The organism is uncultured Oceanisphaera sp., assembly GCF_947495715.1.
GTDB classification, from domain to species: Bacteria; Pseudomonadota; Gammaproteobacteria; order Enterobacterales; family Aeromonadaceae; genus Oceanimonas; species Oceanimonas sediminis.
The window spans coordinates 71,669-94,534 of record NZ_CANLZU010000007.1; the positions used below are offsets into that span (position 1 = coordinate 71,669).

Consider the following 22,866-nt stretch of genomic DNA (forward strand, 5'->3'; position numbering starts at 1 on the left):
CATACACTAAAGATGCTGCGACTTTATAGCAGAACCGACTAGAAAAAAACCAAAAGTGCAGCATTTTGCAACAGGTGACACATGTGAACCCGTTTTTATGCTGCTTTGGAGTATATAGAAAGCGGTAAACCTTGGTTTTCGCAATAAACATCGCCTTTTCACATCATCAAGTCATCACCAGCCAGTGATAACCGGCGGCCAAAACCAGTCAATTTGATTGCCGTTCGAATCTATTCACAGCCAGATCCTGCTACGCTTGATACTCTATGGGCGACCCTTAAACACGCCGCTATTGCTGTCTGCCAAGGAAGGAACCCGATGCGCCCCGTTGTCACCCTGTTACTCTTGATGCTTACCCTGCTGCCGCTGACGGTTCGCGCCCTTAGCCCGGAGCAGGTCCCCGCTCCGCTGCAACCCTGGATTGGCTGGGCGCTGCACGGCGAAGAACAGCGCCACTGCCCCTTTCTCTATAACCAGGGAGCCAGCCACCACTGTGCCTGGCCCAGCCGACTGGCCCTCGATCTCGGCGATAACGGCGGTCGCTTCAGCCAGCAGTGGCAACTCTATCGGGAAGACTGGGTCACCCTGCCCGGAGACCAACGGCACTGGCCCCGGCAGATCACCGTGAACGGCAAGCCGGTGGCGGTGTCGGCCGACCAGGGCAACCCCAGCATCAAGCTGCCCCCCGGCAATCATCGCATCGAGGGGCAATGGCAATGGCAGCGACTGCCGAAGCAGCTCACCCTTAACCCGGACACCGGTTTGCTGGCACTCACTATCAATGAAAAGCCTGTAGAAGAAACCTATGTGGATAATAATGGCCGCCTCTGGCTGGGCAAGCGACAGGCTGACGGCGATACACAAGCAGCAGGGGGAAATACCCTGGCGCTGCAGGTGTATCGCCAGGTCGAAGACAATATTCCGCTGCAGGTAACCACCCTCGTTAATCTGGAGGTGGCCGGTGAGCAACGCGAACTGCTGCTGGGCCCGGTGCTGCTCAATGAACAGATACCGCTGCTGCTAAACAGTCCCCTGCCCGCCCGGCTTGAGCCCGACGGTCGCTTGCGGGTACAGGTTCGCCCCGGTCGCTGGAGCATCCGCCTTGTCAGCCGTCACCCAGCTAATATCAGCAACCTGACCCTGGCTACCGTACCGGCGCCCTGGCCGAAGCAGGAGGTCTGGGTATTTAAGGCCATGAATCAGCTGCGACTGGTCGAAGTCGAGAATCTGGTTTCCATCGATCCACAGCAGACCAGCCTGCCTCGGGAGTGGCAACGCCTGCCCGCCTATCGGATTGATCAGGGTGACCGGATGCAGCTCAGGGAAATCCGGCGCGGTGACCGGGAACCGGAGCCCGACCGGCTCAGCCTGCAGCGCCGAATGTGGCTGGACTTCGACGGTGGCGGCTACACCCTGCAAGACCGCATCACAGGCCGCATGACCCAGGGCTGGCGGCTGGAAGCGACCCCGGCCCTGCAGCTGGGTCGGGTTTCCATCGACCGGCAACCCCAGTTCATTACCCGACTGCCGGATTCGGATCGGGTGGGGGTTGAAGTGCGCCGGGGGGCACTCGAACTCAGCGCCGACAGCCGCTACCAGGGCAACATCGGCACCCTGCCGGCGGTAGGCTGGAATACCGACGTGCAGCATTTACACACCCAGCTGCACCTGCCACCGGGCTGGACGCTGCTTTCCGCCTCGGGCATGGACAGCGCGCCCAGCACCTGGCTGCAACGCTGGACCCTGCTGGACTTGTTTCTGGTGCTGATCGCCGCCCTCGCCGCCTATCGCCTCTGGGGCTGGCAATGGGGACTGCTTGCCCTGCTGACCCTGGTGCTGATCTGGCATCAGTCCAGCGGACTGGGCCCGCCACGCTGGGTCTGGCTGCATCTGCTGGCGGCCACGGCACTGCTGCGGGTACTGCCCGCCGGACGATTACGCAAATTCATGATCGGTTATCGTAATCTCGGCCTGCTGGTGCTGCTGCTGATCGCCATCCCTTTCATGGTGGCCGAGGTACGTACCGCCATGTATCCGCAGTTGGCACACACTTCGTCTTATCAGCCGGTTCCGGTGGCCGACCAGGCCCCAACGGCCGTCACGTCCGACGCCGAACAGGGGTTGTCGGTACCGCAGTCGACGCCGCTGCAGGAGCTGACCGGCAAACGGCTGGCCGCAGCGCCTTCCACCGGCCAGAGCCAACCACTGACGCAAATTGACCCCAATGCCAGAGTGCAGACCGGCCCCGGCCTGCCAGACTGGCAATGGAACAGCGTCAAGCTAAGCTGGAACGGCCCGGTGCAACGGGATCAGCAAATACAACTGGTGCTGTTGCCACCGACGGCCAACCTGCTATTGAACCTGCTGCGGGTGACGCTGGTTGGCCTGCTGGTACTGCGCATGGCCGGCATTAACTTTCAGCGGGGACGCGGTTTCTATCTGCAACACAGCCTGTTGTCGGCCTGGTTACCGGTATGGTTGCCGATAGGGCTGCTGCTTCCTCTGTTGCTGGCCCTGCCAGCCCCGGTCCAGGCAGAAATGCCGGATGCCCGGCTGCTCGAACAGCTGAAAACCCGCCTGCTGGCTCCTCCCGACTGCCTGCCCGACTGTGCGTTGATCTCGCAGATGAACCTGACCATAGATCCGCAACAAATAGACCCGCAGCAGCTGGTTGCCGAACTGGAAGTGCATACCCAGGCGGCGGTGGCCGTGCCCCTGCCGGCCGACGCCGATCACTGGCTACCGCACCAGGTACTGCTTAACGGTGATCCGGCACCGGCACTGCGGCGCGGCAGCAACGGTGAGCTGTATCTGCCGTTGCCGCCGGGCATTCACCGAGTAGAAATGAGTGGCCCGCTGCCCGCTCGGGGCGGCGTGCAACTGCCGCTGACGCTGCGCCCTCACAACGTCACGGTGCAGGCAAGCGGCTGGACGGTGCAGGGCATCGATGAAAATGGCGTGCCCGAGGCCCAGTTGCAACTGAGCCGCATTAAAACGGCCAGCGCCACGCAGCCAACCGCGCTGGAACCCGGCTCGTTGCCGGACTTTGTACGCGTAGAACGGACATTACGGCTCGATCTGGACTGGATGATCGAGACCCGGGTCACTCGGCAATCACCGCCAGGGCAGCCCATCTCGCTGCAAATACCGCTACTGGCGGGTGAGTCGGTACTTACCGACGGCGTTCGCGTGCAGAACGATCAGGTGATGCTGGTGCTTGCCGCCAACCAGCAGCAAGCCCGCTGGCAGTCCCGGCTGGAAAAGGCTCCCCGCCTCACCCTGACCGCCCCCGACACCCGCCGCTGGACAGAGACATGGCGAGTGGATACCAGCCCTATCTGGCACCTGGAAAGCAGCGGCATACCGGTCATTCATCATCAGGGCGCCACCGGCAACTGGCTGCCGGAATGGCGCCCCTGGCCCGGAGAGTCCATCAGGCTCGACATCAGTCGCCCCGCCGGGGTCGAGGGGCAAACCCTGACCATCGACAGCACCCGCCTGACCCTGAAGCCCGGCCAGCGCGCCATCGATGCCAGCCTGCAGCTGCGCCTGCGCAGCAGTCAGGGTGGCCAGCACAGCCTGCAACTGCCCGACAACATCAGCCTGCAGTCGGTGGCCATCAACGGCAAGGTGCAGCCCATTCGCCTGCAGGGCCAAACGCTGACCTTGCCGCTGACACCGGGGGTCCAGACGCTGGAGGTTAACTGGCGCCATAACCAGGGCATCAGCCCGCTGCTGTCTACCCCGCATATCGATCCGGGCAGTGCCGGCGTCAATAATCACATCGAGCTGGAACTGGGCAAGGATCGCTGGATCCTGTTTGCCATGGGCCCACGCCTGGGCCCGGCGGTACTGTTCTGGAGCCTGCTGGCCATGACCCTGTTGCTGGCCCTGGGCCTGAGCCGAATCTCGTTCACCCCGCTGCGCTTTCATCACTGGTTGCTGCTGGGCATAGGGCTGACCCAGGTGCCCTTGTGGATGGCACTGGTGGTGGTTGGCTGGCTGCTGGCGCTCGGCCTGCGTGGCCGCTGGCAACACGCCGAGGCGGGGCGACTGTTCAATCTGGCACAAATCGGCCTGGTATTGCTGACCCTGCTGGCACTGAGCTATCTGTTTTTTGCCATACAGCAGGGCCTGCTGGGCCTGCCCGACATGCAGATCAGCGGCAACAACTCCCATGGCAATACCCTGCGCTGGTATCAGGACCGCAGCGAGGGAGCACTGCCCCAGGCCTGGGTGCTGTCGGTGCCGCTGCTGGTGTACCGGCTGCTGATGCTGGCCTGGGCGCTGTGGCTGGCCTTCGCCCTGCTGCGCTGGTTGCGCTGGGGCTGGGGCTGTTTTTCCAGTCACGGCCTCTGGCGGCCCTTCAACCTGCGCGTAGCGCGCGGCAGCAAGAAGGACGCTCCCGGCAACCTGGATGGCAGCAACCAGCCGCCCAAGAGCTGAATAGCGGGGGCCAGACCATCGGACCAAGGGCCCGCTCCGCCGACACGCCATGAACCCATCCGTGGGGGCTCTCTGTTTCATCCCTGAAACAGAAGGTCGGCGGAGCAGATCCCTTTGTCCTCCTTGAAGCTACAGAGTCAGCTGTTAGCGCTGTCTGCGGGCAACTCGGTATTCAAGAAAGAGGCAACAGAGAACGCCTCCCACGACCGTGAAATGCCAGGGACGGCATTTCCGAGCCCCCAAGGATGGGTTAATGGCGTGTCGTGGGAGGCGGCTGTGTTGTCTCTGGAACGACAGCATGCAGACAGCTGAAACCGGTTAGCGGTTTACCGGAGGGCGAGCTTTGCATAAAGTACCCTTACGCTTAGGGACTCAAACTTTTCCAGATAAGGGACAACAACATGAAAAAGTCGCTGGCTTCGGCCGTATTTACCCTTTCCATGGCCGTGGCCCAGCCCGGCCTGGCTGCCGACGCCATCGTGGTGTCGTCCAAAATCGACACCGAAGGCGGCCTGCTGGGCAATGTTATCTATCTGGCGCTGGAAGATGCAGGCCTCGATGTAGAGAATCGCTCCCAGCTGGGCGGCACCCCCATAGTGCGCAAGGCCATCACCTCCGGCGAAATCGATATCTATCCGGAATACACCGGCAACGCCGCCTTCTTCCATAACCGGGAAGCAGACTCGGCATGGAAAGACTTTCAACAGGGCTATGACCTGGCCAAACAGCTGGATTACGACCAGCACCAGCTGGTCTGGCTCACGCCCGCCAACGCCAACAACACCTGGGCCATCGCGCTGCGACAGGACATTGCCGATAGTAACCAGTTACACACCATGTCCGATTTCGGCCGTTATGTGACCCAGGGGGGCGATATCAAGCTGGCCGCCTCGGCCGAGTTTGTGTCCAGTCCGGCGGTGTTGCCCGCCTTTCAGCAGACCTATGACTTTACCCTGAGCGACGATCAGCTGCTGGTGCTGGCCGGGGGCAATACCGCCGCCACCATAAAGGCGGCGGCCCTGCAAACCGACAACACCAATGCGGCCATGGTATACGGTACCGATGGCGCCATCGCCTCGGTCGGCCTGGTGGTAATGGAAGACGACAAGGGCGTGCAGCCGGTCTACGCCCCGGCACCCATAGTGCGTGAAGAGATTCTGATGGCCCATCCGGAAATCGCCACCATTCTGGAGCCGATTTTCCAGTCGCTGGACATCAAGACCCTGCAACAGCTGAACAGCCGCATCGCCATCGGCGGCGAAAGCGCCCAGGCGGTCGCCAGAAGCTACCTGTCCGACAAGGGCTTTTTGAAGGACTGATACTATCGGATTAAATATGCGTGCAGATTGCCAGTAACACCGTTAAACGTGCACGCATCGGACAAAGGGCCCGCTCCGCCGACTCGCTGTGAATACATCCATGTACGCTCTCTGTTTCATCCCTGAAACAGAAGGTCGGCGGAGCAGATCCCTTTATCCTCCTTTACGCTCAGGTGTCGCCTGTCGGTTGGCTGCTGAGAGACAACAGGGAACGACTCCCGCGACCGTGAAATGCCATGGACGGCATTTCCGAGCCCCAATGGGGCAGCTTGCTGCCGTGTATCTTTGTTGGGTAATGGACCGAATATCCAGTGAATATTCGCAGCCGTTACCCAGCAAAGATGGCTAGCCCAGTGGCGAGTCGGCGGAGCGGACCCTTTGTTCGGTACAGCCATTGGCAGTTTTTTAAGTATGTGTCAGGAGTTTTTTTGAAGTTTTTCAATCTGGACAAGGTCGGCGGCCTGCTCGGGTTCGCCCTGCTGCTGTCGCTGTTTGCCCTGCCCTTCGTCAGCCTGCAACCCAACCGCATCATGCCCGGCCAGAGCATCGGCCTGCTGGATGCGGCCGGTTTCAGCACCTTAACCCCCCTGCTGGTGATGTTAGCGCTTACCAGCCTGTTATCCCTTTTCAAAACGGCCATACGCACCCGTTTGGTGCTGACCGCTCTGACCCTGATAATGCTGATGTATACCGCCGGCGCCAGTGCAACACTGCTGCTGGTTGAGGCCAGCCCGCTGGCCCGGGTTTCCCTCAATGCCGGCTTCTGGCTGGCCATATTCTGGCTGGCGCTGCTGATCACCGATGTGGCCATCAAGCTGGCATTGCGCCCCCTGCCCCGGCTGGCGCTGGTTGCCCTGATCGTCGCCGCCGTCATGGCATTGCTGGCCTTCGGCCATGGCGACAACCTGTCGCTGTTGCGGGAATACCATAATCAGACCGATTTCTGGCGTCAGGCGATTCGCCATCTACAGCTGTCACTGGGCAGCATAATACCGGCGCTGGTCGTCGGCATTCCGCTGGGTCTGTATTGCCACCGTTCCCAACGCCTGCGCAATGGCGTTTTTCCGGTGCTGAATGTGCTGCAAACCATCCCCAGCCTGGCCATGTTCGGCCTGCTGATGATCCCCCTCAGCCTGCTGGCCACCGGCTACCCGCTGCTGGCCGAGCTGGGCATTAGGGGCATAGGCGCGGCCCCGGCGGTGATTGCCCTGTTCTTCTATTCACTGCTGCCCATCGTCAGCAATACCGCACTGGGCTTCGACAGAATAGACGCCCGAGTACGAGAAGCCGCTACCGGCATGGGCATGAATACCCGTCAGCGCCTGTGGCAGGTGGAGTTTCCGCTGGCCATGCCGGTGATTCTTACCGGGCTGCGGGTAGTGGTGACCATGAACATCGGTCTGGTGGCGGTGGCGGCCCTGGTGGGCGGCGGCGGCTTCGGTACCTACATCTTTCAGGGGCTGGGCCAGACCGCCACCGATCTGGTGATTCTCGGCGCCGTGCCCACCCTGTTGCTGGCCTTTTTGTTCGCCATCCTCATCGACACCCTGATAGCCCTGCAGAAAGGCGAAAATGCATGATCGAAGTAAAAGCACTCGGCAAACAATTTGGCGCACAAATCGCCGTCAATGACATCTCGTTCAGGGTAGAACGTGGCCAGTTCTGCATGCTGGTCGGCACCTCCGGCTGCGGCAAGTCCACTACCCTGCGCATGATCAACCGGCTGATAGAACCCAGCCAGGGCCAGATCCTGATCAACGAGCAGGATGTCACCACATTGCCGCCGGAGCAGCTGCGCCGGCGCATCGGCTACGTCATTCAGGGAGTAGGCCTGTTCCCCCATCGCACCATTCATCACAACATCGCCACCGTGCCCCGGCTGCTGGGCTGGAAAAAGGCGGATATCGATGCGCGGGTCACCGAGCTGCTGACCCTGTTCAAGCTGGATGCCGCCACCTTCGCCAACAAATACCCGCACCAGCTCTCCGGCGGCGAACAGCAGCGGGTTGGTGTGGCCCGGGCTCTGGCCGCCCGACCCGAACTGTTGCTGATGGACGAGCCCTTCGGCGCCCTGGATCCGCTGACCCGCGAACACCTGCAGGACGAGCTGCTGCGAGTACAAAAATTGCTGGGCATCACCATCATCATGGTGACTCACGATCTGGAAGAAGCGGTGAAGATGGCCGACGTGATTGCGGTAATGGACAAGGGCGAGTTGCTGCAGCTCGACAGCCCGGAGGCCCTGCTGCGCCAGCCCCGCGCCGGTTTTGTACAAAGCCTGGTGGGCGGACTGGACCGCTCCCTGCGCCTGCTGGCCATCAAGCAGGTAGGCCAGATAATGGCGCCCCTGCAACAGCCGTTGCCGCCTTCGGTACCAAGCATTATGGCCAGCGCCAATCTGCGCGACGCCATGGCATTGCTTATCTGGGAGCAAGCCGAGCTGCTGCAAGTACTGGATGCCAACGGCATTGCCGTCGGCCAGTTATCGATGAATAATCTGCTGCAACAGGGTGCCCGGGCATGAGCAGCCGTTCTCCTGTCCGCTGGCTGGGGGTGGCGATCCCCCTGCTGCTGTTACTGATCATGACCCTCAAGATGCCATCGCTGGAGCCGCTGTTTCGCCCGCTGGTCGATGAACGGGCCCCGGCCATTTACGCCCGCGACAGCTTCCTGAATTTGCTGCTGTGGCATCTGGCGGCTGTATTCATCGCCATTTTCGGCGCCACCCTGGTGGCGCTGGGCGGCGGTATTCTGGTAACCCGTGCCGCCGGGCGGGAATTTCTGCCACTGGCCCGGGCCATCGCCAATCTGGGCCAGACCTTTCCGCCGGTGGCGGTACTGGCACTGGCGGTGCCGGCGCTGGGCTTCGGGCTGACCCCGACTCTGGTGGCGCTGTTTCTCTATGGCATGCTGCCCATTTATGAAAACACCGTTACCGGCCTGCAGCAGGTGCCGGCCAGCGTGCGCGAGGCGGCACGCGGAATGGGCATGAGCCCGCGCCAGCAGCTGTGGTCGGTGGAATTGCCGCTGGCACTGCCGATGATCATCGCCGGTATCCGTATCTCGCTGGTGATCAGCATCGGCACCGCCACCATAGGATCGACGGTGGCGGCCAAGGGCTTTGGAGAGGTGATTATTGCCGGCCTGCTGACCGACAACATGGCTTTCGTGCTGCAGGGCGGCATCATGGTGGCGCTGGTGGCCATTTTGATCGATGCCCTGTTTCAGCGGCTGGAACGGCGGCTGTCGCCGCCGGGCTGAGGTGTCAGTGCTTCAATAGCGCCAGCAGGGCGCTGGCAGCCGGCTCGGAAGAGGCCGGGTTCTGGCCGGTGACCAGCAAACCATCGGTTTCCACATGCGGCTGCCAGTCATCGGCCCTGCGGTAATCGCCGCCGTTCTGGCGCAGCATCTCTTCCACCAGAAAAGGCACTATGGCGGTCAGTTGCACCGCTTCTTCTTCGCTGTTGGTAAAGCCGGTTACCCGCCTGCCGCTCACCAGCGGTTTACCCGCGCCGTCTTTGGCATGACGCAACACCGCCGGGGCGTGACACACCGCCGCCACCGGTTTGCCCGCCGCAGCCATGGCCTCGATTAACGCGATGGAGTCGCCATCTTCCGCCAGATCCCACAGTGGACCGTGACCGCCGGGATAAAACACCGCATCAAAGTCATTCACCGACAGATCGGCCAGCTTGTGGGTAGTGGCCAGCTCGGCCTGAGCGGCCGCATCGGCGCGAAAACGCTCGGTGGCCTCGGTCTGGGCATCGGTTGCATCGCTTTTCGGATCCAGCGGCGGCTGGCCCCCCTTGGGCGAAGCCAGAGTAATGCTAGCGCCCGCATCCTTGAATACGTAATAAGGAGCGGCAAATTCTTCCAGCCAGAAACCGGTTTTCTCGCCGGTATCCCCCAGTTGGTCATGAGAGGTCAGTACCATCAAAATACGCATATCGACTCCTTGTTTATTACAGAAAGTTCGTTACAGAAAGCACGCTTATCAGGTTAGCCGACGGCACTACAGGATGACACTGTAGTCGAGGTAAGCATCTGTCTTTACGCCCGGCTCCAGAGGCAACACAGTCACCTCCCACGACACGCTACAAGTACATCCCTGTAAGGCTCGGACATGCCATCCCTGGCATGTCACGGTCGTGGGAGCTTGTCTCTGTTGCCTCTTTCTAAACTCCGAGTTGTCTGCAGACGGCGCCAACAGGCGATGCCGGAGCAGCAAGGAGGGCAAAGGGATCTGCTCAGCCGACCATCCGCGCCACGGATGGCTCGGCTGAGCCTACAGGGATGTATTTACGGCGTGTCGGCGGAGCGGGCCCTTTGGCCGATTTTCTGCTGTTATCACAACTACTTGTGACCAACAAGCAATCCATCGGAATTACGCTTACTCGGGTCGAGTCAGCCCCAGATGATCGCGCAGGGTGCTGCCTTCATATTCGGTGCGGAACAGGCCGCGGCGCTGCAGTTCAGGTACCACCTGATCGACAAAGTCCTCGATGCCGGCGGGCAGCGACGGTGGCATCAGGTTGAAACCGTCGGCACCCTCGTTTTGAAACCACAGCTCCATACGATCGGCAATAGACTCGGGCGTGCCCACCATGGTGCAGTGACCGCCACCGGCCGCCAGCCGACCCAACAGCTGCCGCACCGTGGGCTGTTCGGTCTCGATAATGCGCAGAATGGTGGCGAAACGGCCCTTGGGCCCGGTAAAGGCATCCAGCGACGGCAACGCCGGTACCGGCGCGTCCAGCTCCCAGCCGGAGCAGTCCTGCCCCACGTAGGTACTCAGCTGGCGCAGCGAGGCGGCGGCGGGCAGCAGCTCGTCCAGTTCCCGTTGCTTGGCCTGCGCCTCGGCTTCGGTAGACGCCACATAGGTCACCAGCCCCGGCATAATGGGCACATCGACGTTGCGGCCCGTTTCCTTCACCCGCCGTTTGATATCGCGATAGTAATCCTGAGCGGCGGGCAGATCGTAGGCCACGGCGTAAATGGCCTCGGCACACTTGGCCGCCAGCTCCCGGCCCTGATCGGAGGCACCGGCCTGAAACAGCACCGGGTGCCCCTGGGGCGGGCGCGGCACATTGAGCGGGCCGTCCACCAGAAAGAACTCGCCGTGGTGATTGATGGGCACCACCTTGTCGGGATCGGCATAGTGGCCGGCACGATCCATCACCAGCGCATCTGTCTGCCAGGAATCCCACAGTTTGATCACCGCATCCACAAACTCCTCGGCCCGGCGATAACGCTCGGCGTGGGCCGGCATGGCCTCATAACCATGGTTGCGGGCTTCCACATCGAACATGGAGGTCACAACGTTCCAGCCCATGCGGCCGTTGGAGATATGATCGAGCGAGGCCATCATGCGCGCCGCATGAAAAGGCGTGAAAAAGGTGCTGGAAACGGTGCTGATAAAACCGATGCGATCGGTGGCCCGGCTCATGGCGGCCATGGCCGTCAACGGCTCCAGAAACCAGTAGTTGCCGTCCGCCACATTGCCGGTAGACTGACCGTCGGCGAAGAACACCGCATCCAGCTTGCCCCGTTCGGCGGTTTGCGCCAGCCGCTCGTAATAACGTATATCGCCCAACTGCTCTACCGCCGAGTCGGGGTGACGCCAGGCCGCCCTGTGATGACCGCAGCCAAACAAAAACAGGTTCAGGTGCATCATGCGCTGGTCTTGATTCCGGGCCGCCATCAGTTTTTCACCAGGCCGCCGTCGACCACCAGATTCTGGCCGGTCACCGAGCGTGACCAGGGTGAGGCGAAGAACAGGGTGGCATCGGCAAACTCGGCGGGGGTCGTAACACGGCGCAACGGCGTAGCGGCAGCGATGTAATCGAACACCGCTTCGGGCGTGGCGGCCGAGGCATCGGTGGTGCGCAGCAGGCCGCCGGACACCATGTTGACGGTAATGCCGTCCGGGCCCAGATCCTGCGACAGGGTGCGGGTCAGAGACAGCAGCGCCGCCTTGGCGGCGGTGTAGTCGTGATAAGGCACCACCGGGTTCTGAAACAGGTTGGTGCCCACGTTGACGATACGGCCAAAGCCCGCCTCGCGCATGCCGGGCAAGGCAGCCTGAGTGGTGTTGAGGGCACCTTTGACCACACCTTCCAGCTGCTGGTTGAGATCTTCCCAACGCAGTTGATCCGCATGTGGCCGTGCATCGCCATTAAACGAAAAGGCCGGCAGGGCATTGTTGATGACGGTGGTGATCGGGCAGCCAAAATGCTCCCGCGCCTTTGCAAACAATGCTCGCACCGCATCGGCATCGGTCACGTCGGCCTGCAGTGCCAGCGCACGATCGGGGGCTTCTGCCGCCAGCGTTGCTGCGGCCTCGGCGCTGTGCAGATAGTTGATTACCACTCGCGCGCCTTCGCGCAGAAAGGCCCGCACCAGGTGTTCGCCCAGACCGCGGGCGCCGCCGGTAACCAGCACCAGCTGTTCGTTCAGATTGATGGACGTTTGCATCGCTACCTCTTGTTAGAGGCGAAGGCATGGACTGGCAGAATACGCCGATAGCCGGAAGGCTGACATCCCTTCGCCAGTATGAACTGGATCAGGTTCGACGGGTGTTATCTCAGCCCTGCCGGCCTTTGGCCGCAAGACACCCCGTGTCACGTCCAGACCATAACATACCCCAGCGCCCGAGAGCGAGAGGCGTGAGGGGGAAGGCGTGAGGGGGAAAACCACCTGACAAGCCGCCTGTTTTCCCCCTCACCCTTCACGCCTCACCCCTCACATTTTCAGAAGTTTGGTGAAAACCGCCGCTGGGTGGATAATGGCCGTCTGGATGTAATGGATAACCCGCCGAGCCGACTATGACCTCAACTATGACCGCAACTACAACCACACTGACCATCACCCGCCCCGACGACTGGCACCTGCACCTGCGCGATGGCGAACAACTCAAAGACACGGTGCGCGATGCCAGCCGTTACCTGGGCCGCGCCCTCGTGATGCCCAACCTGCTGCCGCCGGCCACCACCACCGAGCTGGCACTGGCCTACTACGATCGCATCGTGGCGGTTCGTCCCCAGGGCAGCCGGTTCGAGCCGCTGATGAGCCTGTATCTGACCGATAAAACCGACCCGCAGGAAATCCGCACGGCCAAGGCCACCGGCAAGATTGTGGCCTGCAAGCTCTACCCGGCCGGCGCCACCACCAACTCCGACTCCGGCGTGACCGATGTTAAAAACATCTACCCGGTGCTGGAAGCCATGCAGGAAACCGGCACCCTGCTGCTGGTGCACGGCGAGGTGACCGATCCGAGCATCGATATCTTCGACCGGGAAAAGGTGTTCCTCGACACCGTGCTGCCGGATGTGGTGCGCGACTTCCCCGGGCTGAAAATCGTGCTGGAGCACATCACCACCGAGCACGCGGTCAACTTCGTGGAGCAAGCCGGCGATAACGTGGCGGCCACCATTACCGCTCACCACCTGCTGTTCAACCGCAATCACATGCTGGTGGGCGGCATTCGCCCGCACTTCTACTGCCTGCCCATTCTCAAGCGCAACACCCACCAGCAGGCGCTGGTGCGGGCAGCAGCCAGCGGTAACAAGAAGTTCTTCATGGGTACCGACTCGGCGCCGCACTTTCAGCATCGCAAAGAAGCCGCCTGCGGCTGTGCCGGTGCCTACACCTCCCACGCCGCCGTGGAACTGTATGCCGAAGCCTTCGAGGAAGCCGGTGCGCTGGACAAGCTGGAAGCCTTTACCAGCCACAACGGCCCCGACTTCTACGGCCTGCCCCGCAATGCCGACACCATCACCCTGGTGAGAGAAAGCTGGACCGTTGACGCCACCCTGCCGCTGGGCGGCGATCAGCTGGTGCCGATTCGCGCCGGTGAAACCATCGACTGGATGGTGAAATAAGCCGGCCTCTGTGCTGAAAGTAAAAACGCGGCTTCGGCCGCGTTTTTTTATGCCGACGATCAAGGGATTGGTAATACCAATCCAAGTAAAAATGTGATCTGTTTCAAAGCTGGACACGAGAGGAAACAGAATCACCTCCCGCGACACGCCATAAACCCATCCATGGGGGCTCGGAAATACCGTCCCTGGCATTTCACGGTCGTGGGAGCCGATCTCTGTTACCTCTCCGTAACCACCGCGTTGTCTGCAGGACGCCCCCACAGGCAGCGCCGCAGCAGAGGGGTGGATGAAGGGTTCTACTCCAGCGACCATCACATGACAGGACGTCATGTGCTGAGCGTCGCAGGGATGCGGTTCAGCGTGTCGGTGGAGTAGCCCCTTCGTTCGACCTTTTCGGGACAGCTAAACAGATCGGTTAGTTTTCCAGATTGATATAACGCTAGGTTCATGGATTCCCGCCTGCGCGAAAATGACAAAAAACATGACGAAAATAACGAATATCTGTCACTGCCGCGGCCATCGGTTTCCGGCCTTTGATTGACAACCATCGGCAGTCTCTCTACTCTCTTGACGCTATTCCTGGGGGAGCCTGACCGGCTGAGACTCTGCAATTTACTGCAGTAACCCTTCGAACCTGATCCGGGTAATGCCGGCGAAGGGAAGGAAATGATTGATCCTCACTCTCCCTCCCAATCTGCCCGTTGTTGCCCGGCACCAGGTAGCCAATGAATGGCTACCATCGTCATGCTTGCCTGTTACAGGCAAAGGGAGAACAACATGCTGGACACCACCGCCGCGATTCTGTGGCTCTGCTTATTTGCCGCCGTCTTTGCCATACCCGGCCTGCTTTATGCCCGCCGCCGGCAGGACAAGCTGGAAGACTTTATCGTGGCCCGCAACAGCCAGAGTGGCAGCGCCACCATGCTGACCCTGCTGGCCACCACCATGGGTACCTGGATTCTGTTTGGCCCGGCCCAGGCCGCCACCTGGGGCGGCATTGGTGCCATTACCGGCTACGCCCTCGGCGTGCTGGTGCCACGGCTTATCATGATTCCGCTCGGCGGCCGCATTCGCGAGCTGATGCCCGAAGGCCACACCCTGACCGAATTCGTGCTCGGCCGCTATGGCCGCGGCATGTACGGTTTTGTGCTGGTGATCATGATGTTCTACCTGTTTATCTCACTCACCGCCGGCCTGACCGCCATCGCCCAGATGGTGGCACTGCTGGCACCGGTACCGCTGTGGGTGACCGCCGGCATCGTCATGGGCGCTACCCTGCTCTATACCCTGTACGGCGGGCTGCGGGTCACCATCTTTACCGACCGGGTGCAGATGCTGGTGATACTGCCGTTTTTGCTGCTGTTGATGATGTTCGGCTGGCAAGCCACCGGCGGGCTAACACCGATCATCGCCGGACTGCAGGAAAAAGCCCCGCAGTTGCTGAATCCGCTGGATACTACCGGGCTCAAGTCCGGGCTGACCTTTTTTATTGCGGTGGTGCTGACCGGCCTCTTCTATCAGGGTACCTGGCAGCGGGTGTTTGCCGCACGAGACAACAAGGTGATCCGCAACGGCTTCATTCTGAGCGGCCTGATCAGCTTTCCGATCATCTTCATCATGGGGCTGTTCGGTCTGGCATTCGTGGGGCTGGATCTGCCCGGTGACGGTTCGGTTGCCCTGTTCAGCGTCTTGATGCCGAACATGCCGCTGTGGTTTGCCATCGGCCTGCTGCCCTTTGGTCTGGCGCTGATCATGAGCAGTGCCGACTCCACCATCAGCGGTCTGTCCAGCATGATGGTGGTGGATCTGCGCCGCCTGCTGCCGAACATCGGCGCCCACAAGCTGCTTGGGCTGTCGCGCTGGCTGATCGTGCTGCTGTCGATTCCGGTGCTGGTGGTCGCCTCCCAGGGTTTCAGCGTGCTGTATCTGTTTCTGCTGGCCGATTTGCTGTGCTGTGCCGCCGCCTTCCCGGTGTTCTTCGGTTTCTACAGCGCCCGCTACCAGAGCTATAACGCCGTACTCAGCACCGCGGCCGGGCTGCTGGCCGGCCTCTGGCTATTCCCGGCACCAGGCGAGCCACTCACCTATCTGCTGGAGTCCTTCCTGCTGGCCACTCTTGTGCCGGTGCTGGTGTCTTGCCTGCTGATGCTGCTGCCGAACCGTTCGGCGTTCGACTTTTCGATACTGCGCCAGCGTATCCGCAGCCTGGAAAGCTGAATCGATAAAAATGGCCGACCCGCCCGGGTCGGCTATCCTTCCGTGTTTTTATCCCATAATTAAAGCGCGAAACGGGTCGCCGAGATGCGGGCAGACGCCGGTCGGCCAACCTGTTACACTCGCGACCCTTTGGCGCTATTCACGCCATATTTATTCTTGCCACCGCCTTGTATTGCGCACCGGCGTCATACTGGAGACACCATGAAAATCATGATTCGGGGCCTGTCCCGCCTCACCACAGAAGACAAGGTACTGGCCCTGCTGGCACCTTACGGCCTGGTGCATTACTTCCACCTGGTAATGGACCCGAACACCAATAACTCCAAGGGCTTCGGCTTCGCCTTCATGCCCAACCCGGCTCAGGCCAAAGCCGCCATCAAGAGCCTGAACGGCATGGAAGTAGACGGCCAGAAAATCCGCGTCAAAAAAGCGGAAGTGAAGCCCGGGGAGAAAAACGAAAATGACCAATAACGATATTCTGCGCCGCATTCGTTATGCGCTCGATCTGCCCGACCAGCAAGCCATAGCGCTGTTTGGCATGGGTGACGTGACCATCAACGAAACACAATTTCTGGCCCTGCTGGCCAAGGAAGAAGACGCCAATTACCACAGCTGCAGCAACGAGCAGATTCTGGGCTTTCTGGACGGTTTGATCCTGAAAAACCGCGGCCCGCGCGAAGGTGGCCCGGCACCGCGTGCGGAACAGGCTGAACCCATCAACAATCAGGTGTTCAAAAAGCTGCGCGTGGCGCTGGAGCTGAAGGAAGAAGACATTCTCGGCCTGCTGAAGCTGGCCGGTTTTGAAGTGAGAAAGCCCGAGCTGACCTCACTGTTCCGCAAGCCCGGTCACAAGCATTATCAACCCTGTGGCGATCAGTTCCTGCGTAACTTCCTGCAGGGCCTGGCACTGCAGCGTCGGCATGGCGCCGAATAAGCGACCACTGACGCCAGTTAGTCGCGCTTGCCCGGTCGGCCGTTTGCCGCCAACCGGGCAAGCCGCATCCGCTAGGTCGTTACCTGGCGGATCTGTTGCCAGCACAGCGCCACCTGTTCGGAACGAAACGGTTGCCGACAGCACAACTCGATATCCAGTTTTACCCACGCCGACAACGGCAACTCCACCAGCCGACCCTGCTCCAGCTCTTCCCTGACCAGACTCGCCGGCAAAAAACTGGCGCCATCCCCCTGCAGCACCAACGCCTTCAGCCCCTCGCCCAGGGCATTTTCGCATACCGGCAGACAAGGCTGTTCGCTCAACGCCGGAAGGCATTTACGCTGGATCAACCCGCCCAGAAAAGACGTGGGCGGATACAGCAACAGGCGCAACGGCGTGTCGGCAGACAAGCCATGCAGCGGATGACCCGAGTCGTTCACCGCCGACACCAGCACCAGCCGATCCTGCCCGACTACCCGCCGCTCTACCTCGGGGCGATTGAGCATGGGGCTGGTATCGTCGCCGGAAAAACACAGCAAAAAGTCGACCGAGCCGGACATGAACTGTTCGATGGCATCGTGATAATGGCCGGTATTCAGCCGGATCAGGCTGTTCCCCAGCTGCGGGCGCAGAGAGTGGATCCAGCCGGGAAAAAAGGTCACCGCCAGCGAAGGTTGCGCCACAAAATTCACACTGCTGTGCTCATGCAGGCTCTGGCGCAGCTGGTCGCGTGTGCCATAAATCTGCGACAATAGCAGCCGGGCCTGCTCCAGAAAGCTCTCGCCGGCCTCGGTCAGTGCCATGGGGTAACGATCCCGGCATACCAGCGGTACGCCCAGCCAGTTTTCCAGCGAACGAATACGCCGGCTGAACGCCGGTTGGGTCACGAAACGAACGTCCGCCGCCTTGGAGAAGTTACCCTGCTCGGCCAGGGCAACGAAGTCGTGCAGCCATTTGCTTTCCATGATTCTGCTCGTTAATACATTGATGCGGTATTGTATGCAAAAAAGTAACAGGCCCGCTATAAAAAGGCATTAGATACTGTCGAGTTCGCCTCTTACCATGAAAATCTATCACCGGCTTCTTCACGCTGGCCTCAATACAGATTAACCGGCAAGGACGGCACTCATGACTGCAGGAACCAACAACCAGGTAATGGGCATGTTGCAACGAATTGAAAATACAAGAAAACGCTACTTTCCCGGGGTGTGCGTGGCAGTCACCATCGGCATTGCCGCCAGCTTTCTGTCGCAGCACTACGGCGCTCCCGCCATGCTGATGGCACTGCTGCTCGGGCTGGCCTTCAACTTTTTGAGCCAGGAGTCGGTCTGCCTGCCGGGGCTGGAATTTTCCGCCAAAACCGTACTGCGCATCGGGGTGGCCATGCTGGGGCTGCGCATCACCTTCAGCGACGTGCTCACCCTGGGCTGGTCGCCGCTGCTGATGGTGTGCTCTTCGGTGGTGCTGACCATCGGCTTTGGCGTGATCATGGCCCGCGCGCTCGGCTTCTCTTCTTCATTCGGCACCCTTACCGGTGGCTCGGTGGCCATTTGCGGTGCCTCGGCCGCCATGGCCATCAGCAGCGTGCTGGATCAAAGTGAACAAACCAAGCGCAATACCCTGTTCACCGTGATCAGCGTCACCACCCTCAGCACCCTGGCGATGATTTTCTATCCGATGATCAGCTCCAGCCTGGGGCTGACCCCGCAGGAAGCCGGGCTCTTTATCGGTGCCACCATTCACGACGTCGCCCAGGTAGTGGGTGCCGGTTACAGCATGTCGAGCGAAGTCGGTGACCTCAGTACCTTCGTCAAGCTGCTGCGCGTGGCCATGCTGGTACCCATCGTCATGACCATCGGCATCCTGATCCAGCGCGCGGCTCGCCAGCGCGGTGAAAGCGGCAGCAGCAAAGGAGTGGCGATACCCGGCTTTCTGCTCGGCTTTGTGGCGCTGTTCATTCTCAACAGCCTGGGCTGGATTCCGACCGCCGTCAGCCAGCCGCTGGCCGGCAGCTCTTCCTGGATGTTGCTGACCGCCATCGCCGCCCTGGGTGTACGTACCCAGCTCAAGGACATTCTCTCGGTCGGCTGGAAGCCGGTGCTGCTGGTGGTACTGGAAACCCTGTTTATCGCCGGTCTGATCCTCGCTTACATCCTGATCAGTTAATAAGACAATCCGCTACAGCAACCAAAACGGCGACCCTGAGGTCGCCGTTTTTCTTTTTGCTGCCGTGCCTACCGGAAGCTGGTGGCGGTTAACGACAGGGTGCGTCCTTCCGCCGAGCTCTGCTCTGCCAGATTGATGATATTGAGCCCGTCCAGTGCATCCTGCATGGTCACCGGCAAGGGGCCTTCACCACGAATGGCTCTGGCCGTGGCCTCATAGAAATAGCGGTAGCCTCCCACTTGTGACTCGATGATCTCCGCCTCGTCATCGGAATAGAAGATGCCGTAGTCCGACTCGGCTTCCTTGGCCAGATAGGGCGAGTCCGGCACTATGCCGTCCTGCAGCCGTTCTTCCTGCGGATCGAACCCCCGCTTGATGTAGCAGCCACGCTCTCCCTGCAGCTTGAAACGCAGGGTCGGCCCCGGATGATAGGGGCTGGAATGCAGCAGCACTTCCTTGTCGCTGTAGTGCAACTGCACATGGAAGTAGTCGGTGACCTCTGAGCCGGGGCGCATCGACAAACAACGGGCGGTCACCGACAGCGGCTTGCCGAACAACACCAGCGTCTGATCCACCATATGCCCGCCCAGATCGAACCAGACACCCGCGCCAACGCCGGGCTTCTCTGCCCGCACTCGCGGCCGAAAGCGGTCGAAGTGGGACTCGAAACCATGAATCGGCCCCAGGGTCTCGTCGGCCAGCAGCTTGCGCAAGGTCAGAAAATCGCTGTCCCAGCGACGGTTATGAAAGGGGATCAGGCACAGTTTATTGGTGTCGGCCAGCCGCATCATCTCGGCGCCCTGATGCAGCTGGGTCACGACGGGGTTTTCCATCACCACATGCAGCCCCAGCTTCAACGCCTTGAGACCCAGTTCGTAGTGCACCTCGTTGGGCGCGGTGATCACCACCAGCCGGGCGCCGGATTCGGCCAGCATCTGGTCCACGTCGGTATAGACCTTCACCTCGGGCCAGTCTTGCGCCGCCTTTTCCGGTTTGGAGGTGCTGATGGCCACCAGCTCGAATTCCGGCAGACAGTCGATAAAAGGCAAATGGAAAATACTGGCGGACTGGCCGTAGCCAATGATGGCGGTTTTAATCATGGGTAGCTCTCGTTAAAAGTTCTCGTTAAAAGTAATGTTTGATATCCATGTAACGGGAACGGATATGCTCAATCAACAGCTTTATTTTGCGCGGTGGCTGGCGACTGTAGGGATAGACGGCATAAATACCCAGTATCTTGCCGACCTGCTGGGGTAACAGCTCAACCAGGCGCCCAGACTGCAGGTCGGGATAGACCAGGCAGCGTGGCACATACGCCAAACCATGGCCAGCCAGGGCCGCTCTGCGCAGAGCGGCGGCATTATTGGTAGAAAAGTTGCCGCTCACCCGCAGCGGATAAATTTCGCCATAACGGTTGAACAGCCAGTCACGGGCCCCGCTCTCCTGATAACTGTAAATAAGACAGTTATGCTGCAACAGATCCTCCGGCACCTGGGGCTTGCCACGGCGACTAATATACGCAGGAGCGGCACAGATGGTCCAATGTGAATCCAGGATATGACGCGCGATCAGGTTGGAGTCGTCCAGGTGCCCGGTACGAACCACCAGATCATATCCCTCTCCAACCAAGTCCACGAAGCGATTCTCCAGCGACATATCCACCGAAATAGCCGGATGCAGTTCACAAAATTCGGCGACCGCCTGCGCCAGCAACAGTTCGCCGGAAATGGTGGGAACCGACATTCTGATATGCCCCTGCAGCGACTGGCTGTAGCCAGTAATGGCGTCAAATGCTTCCTGAGCGGTCTGTGCCACCAGGCGAGCACGCTGATACAGCACCTGTCCGGCTTCACTCAGCGTCAAACGCCGCGTGGTGCGGTGGATCAGGGTACTGCCCAGCTCCTTTTCCAGCCGGGCGATACGCTTGCTCACCACCGAGTTGGTCAGGCCGTTGGCGTCGGCCGCCTTGCTGAAGGAGCCTAATTCAACCACCTGGGCAAACAGGATCAGATCATCCGTTTTCGGCATCATTCATCCACTTTTGGAAATAATGGGTTTCATTAAATCTATATATCCACAAAAGACAAGGGGATAAGGTTACATCACGTTAACAATCTGGTCACCATCATACTCTAAACTGGGAGTATGCCCATGATGACCACCAAGACATACTCAAGGAAGGAACCGCTATGTTGAATGATTCCCTGCTGGCACTGCTGGCATTTTCGCCCATCGTGCTCGCCGCCATTCTGCTGGTCGGCCTGCAATGGCCGGCCAAACGCGCCATGCCCCTGGCATTTATCCTGACCGTGCTCGTCGCATTGCTGGTATGGGACATGAGCGGCACCCGGGTGATCGCCTCCAGCCTGCAGGGGCTGGCGATTTCCGTCTCGTTGCTGTGGATCATCTTCGGCGCCATCCTGTTACTGAATACCCTGAAGCATACCGGTGCCATCACCACCATTCGTAACGGCTTCACCGCCATCTCGCCGGATCGCCGCATCCAGGCCATTATCGTCGCCTGGTGCTTCGGCTGCTTTATCGAGGGCGCCTCCGGCTTTGGTACCCCCGCCGCGGTGGCTGCGCCGCTGATGGTGGCGCTGGGCTTCCCGGCCCTGGCGGCGGTACTGATGGGCATGATGATTCAGAGCACACCGGTGTCGTTCGGTGCCGTAGGCACCCCCATCATCGTCGGCGTGACCACCGGCCTGGACAACGCCGCCATCAACACCACCCTGACCACCGCCGGCTCCGGCTGGCAAGACTACCTGCAAACCGTAACCAGCAACGTGGCGGTCACCCACGCCATCATCGGTATCCTGATGCCCCTGTTCATGAGCATGATGCTGACCCGCTTCTTCGGCAAGAACAAGAGCTGGAAAGAAGGCCTCGACATACTGCCGTTTGCCATCTTCGCGGGTCTGGCCTTTACCGTGCCTTACGCACTCACCGGCGTTCTGCTCGGCCCGGAATTTCCTGCCCTGATCGGCGGCCTGGTGGGTCTGGCCATCGTCGTCACCGCCACACGCAAAGGCTTTCTGGTACCCAAGAGCACCTTCGAGTTTCCGGAAGAGAAAAACTGGCCAGCAGAATGGCTGGGCTCGCTTACCATTCACAAGGAAGATCTGAAACAACACCCCATCAGCATGGGCCTCGCATGGTTCCCTTACCTGCTGCTGCCGGTACTGCTGGTACTGAGCCGCACCAGTGACAGCTTCAAGGGCCTGCTCACCAGCTGGAGCATCGCCTTCGGCGATATTCTGGGCGAGGCCGGTATCAGCGCCAGCATCCAGCCCCTGTACCTGCCCGGCGGTATCCTGGTGTTCGTTTCTCTGGTGGCGGTACTGAGCCAGACCCGCTCGCTCACCGCCTTCGTACCGGCCGTCGCCGAGTCTTCCCGCACCCTGATCGGCGCCGGCTTCGTGCTGATGTTCACCGTGCCCATGGTGAGGATCTTCATCAACTCCGGGGTCAACGAGGCCGACATCGCCAGCATGCCGGTGATGACCGCCAGGGTGGCCGCCGATCTGGTCGGTGATTTCTTCCCGGCCATCAGCGGGGTCATCGGTGCGCTGGGGGCCTTTATCGCCGGCTCCAATACCGTGTCCAACATGATGTTTTCCCAGTTCCAGTTCGAAGTCGCCCAGACGCTGAACGTGTCCACCGCCATGGTGGTGGCGTTGCAGGCGGTGGGTGCCGCCGCCGGCAACATGATCGCCATTCACAACGTGGTTGCGGCCTCGGCCACCGTCGGCCTGCTCGGTCGGGAAGGCACCACCTTGCGCAAGACCGCCTTGCCCACCCTCTACTACCTGGTGGCCCTCGGCGTCATCGGCATGATTGCCATCTATGGGCTGGGTATTTCGGATCCCCTGCTGAAATTATCTTGAGTTGCGTTGCCTGC

Annotated in this window: 17 protein-coding genes and 2 riboswitches; of the genes, 11 read left to right on the top strand and 6 right to left on the bottom strand. The window is 60.6% G+C overall.

What is annotated here, in order from left to right; genetic code table 11:
* Positions 1-318 precede the first annotated feature (318 nt).
* The 5 genes from Q0753_RS06005 (at position 319) to Q0753_RS06025 (ending at position 9,026) form a co-directional block, all read left to right on the top strand.
* A complete protein-coding gene (locus Q0753_RS06005) occupies positions 319-4,446 on the top strand; it encodes a hypothetical protein (RefSeq protein WP_298718511.1) in 4,128 nt (1,375 codons plus the stop codon).
* 401 nt (positions 4,447-4,847) lie between these two features.
* Positions 4,848-5,765, top strand: a complete 918-nt coding sequence (locus tag Q0753_RS06010) for an ABC transporter substrate-binding protein (RefSeq protein WP_298718513.1) — start codon at positions 4,848-4,850, stop codon at positions 5,763-5,765.
* A gap of 428 nt (positions 5,766-6,193) precedes the next feature.
* A complete protein-coding gene (locus Q0753_RS06015) occupies positions 6,194-7,345 on the top strand; it encodes an ABC transporter permease (protein ID WP_298718516.1) in 1,152 nt (383 codons plus the stop codon).
* Positions 7,342-8,289: an ABC transporter ATP-binding protein gene (locus Q0753_RS06020; RefSeq protein ID WP_298718518.1), complete on the top strand. Its 948-nt coding sequence runs from the start codon at positions 7,342-7,344 to the stop codon at positions 8,287-8,289. The genes Q0753_RS06015 and Q0753_RS06020 overlap by 4 nt, the downstream gene beginning before the upstream one ends.
* Positions 8,286-9,026: an ABC transporter permease gene (locus Q0753_RS06025; RefSeq protein WP_298718520.1), complete on the top strand. Its 741-nt coding sequence runs from the start codon at positions 8,286-8,288 to the stop codon at positions 9,024-9,026. Before Q0753_RS06020 ends, Q0753_RS06025 begins: the two co-directional genes overlap by 4 nt.
* 4 nt (positions 9,027-9,030) lie before the next feature.
* Here Q0753_RS06025 and Q0753_RS06030 read toward each other — a convergent pair whose 3' ends face one another.
* From Q0753_RS06030 to Q0753_RS06040, 3 genes are all read right to left on the bottom strand, one after another.
* On the bottom strand, positions 9,031-9,711 hold the full coding sequence (locus tag Q0753_RS06030) for a type 1 glutamine amidotransferase domain-containing protein (protein WP_298718522.1): 681 nt from the start codon (positions 9,709-9,711) through the stop codon (positions 9,031-9,033).
* Between the two features lie 444 nt (positions 9,712-10,155).
* On the bottom strand, positions 10,156-11,466 hold the full coding sequence (locus Q0753_RS06035; RefSeq protein ID WP_298718524.1) for an LLM class flavin-dependent oxidoreductase: 1,311 nt from the start codon (positions 11,464-11,466) through the stop codon (positions 10,156-10,158).
* Entirely contained in the window at positions 11,466-12,239 is a 774-nt protein-coding gene (locus tag Q0753_RS06040) for a 3-oxoacyl-ACP reductase (protein WP_298718526.1), read from the bottom strand. Before Q0753_RS06040 ends, Q0753_RS06035 begins: the two co-directional genes overlap by 1 nt.
* Before the next feature lie 48 nt (positions 12,240-12,287).
* Positions 12,288-12,393, bottom strand: a riboswitch (TPP riboswitch).
* 208 nt (positions 12,394-12,601) lie between these two features.
* Here Q0753_RS06040 and pyrC point away from each other — a divergent pair.
* From pyrC to Q0753_RS06060, 4 genes are all read left to right on the top strand, one after another.
* The gene (gene pyrC / locus Q0753_RS06045; RefSeq protein ID WP_298718527.1) at positions 12,602-13,645 is read left to right on the top strand and encodes a dihydroorotase; all 1,044 of its coding nucleotides are present in this window, start codon (positions 12,602-12,604) and stop codon (positions 13,643-13,645) included.
* A 571-nt stretch (positions 13,646-14,216) separates the two neighbouring features.
* A riboswitch (TPP riboswitch) is annotated at positions 14,217-14,323 on the top strand.
* A 99-nt stretch (positions 14,324-14,422) separates the two neighbouring features.
* A complete protein-coding gene (locus Q0753_RS06050; RefSeq protein WP_298718529.1) occupies positions 14,423-15,862 on the top strand; it encodes a sodium:solute symporter family protein in 1,440 nt (479 codons plus the stop codon).
* A 201-nt stretch (positions 15,863-16,063) separates the two neighbouring features.
* Positions 16,064-16,333 (top strand): RNA-binding protein, encoded by a 270-nt coding sequence (locus Q0753_RS06055; protein WP_298718531.1) that lies wholly within the window; start codon positions 16,064-16,066, stop codon positions 16,331-16,333.
* Positions 16,323-16,796 (top strand): DUF1456 family protein, encoded by a 474-nt coding sequence (locus Q0753_RS06060; protein WP_298718533.1) that lies wholly within the window; start codon positions 16,323-16,325, stop codon positions 16,794-16,796. Before Q0753_RS06055 ends, Q0753_RS06060 begins: the two co-directional genes overlap by 11 nt.
* A gap of 71 nt (positions 16,797-16,867) precedes the next feature.
* Here Q0753_RS06060 and Q0753_RS06065 read toward each other — a convergent pair whose 3' ends face one another.
* A complete protein-coding gene (locus Q0753_RS06065; RefSeq protein ID WP_298718535.1) occupies positions 16,868-17,761 on the bottom strand; it encodes a LysR substrate-binding domain-containing protein in 894 nt (297 codons plus the stop codon).
* Between the two features lie 163 nt (positions 17,762-17,924).
* Between Q0753_RS06065 and Q0753_RS06070 the strand changes: the two genes are divergently transcribed.
* Positions 17,925-18,962 (top strand): putative sulfate exporter family transporter, encoded by a 1,038-nt coding sequence (locus Q0753_RS06070; RefSeq protein WP_298718537.1) that lies wholly within the window; start codon positions 17,925-17,927, stop codon positions 18,960-18,962.
* A 68-nt stretch (positions 18,963-19,030) separates the two neighbouring features.
* On the opposite strand, the gene Q0753_RS06075 is transcribed toward Q0753_RS06070, so the two are convergent.
* Both Q0753_RS06075 and Q0753_RS06080 read right to left on the bottom strand, forming a co-directional pair.
* A complete protein-coding gene (locus Q0753_RS06075) occupies positions 19,031-20,062 on the bottom strand; it encodes a Gfo/Idh/MocA family oxidoreductase (protein WP_298718539.1) in 1,032 nt (343 codons plus the stop codon).
* A gap of 25 nt (positions 20,063-20,087) precedes the next feature.
* Positions 20,088-20,993 carry a LysR family transcriptional regulator gene (locus tag Q0753_RS06080; protein ID WP_298718541.1) on the bottom strand — a complete coding sequence of 302 codons (906 nt, stop codon included), beginning with the start codon at positions 20,991-20,993 and terminating at the stop codon, positions 20,088-20,090.
* A gap of 161 nt (positions 20,994-21,154) precedes the next feature.
* Here Q0753_RS06080 and Q0753_RS06085 point away from each other — a divergent pair, with 161 nt between their 5' ends.
* Positions 21,155-22,852 carry an L-lactate permease gene (locus Q0753_RS06085; protein WP_367179493.1) on the top strand — a complete coding sequence of 566 codons (1,698 nt, stop codon included), beginning with the start codon at positions 21,155-21,157 and terminating at the stop codon, positions 22,850-22,852.
* Positions 22,853-22,866 lie beyond the last annotated feature (14 nt).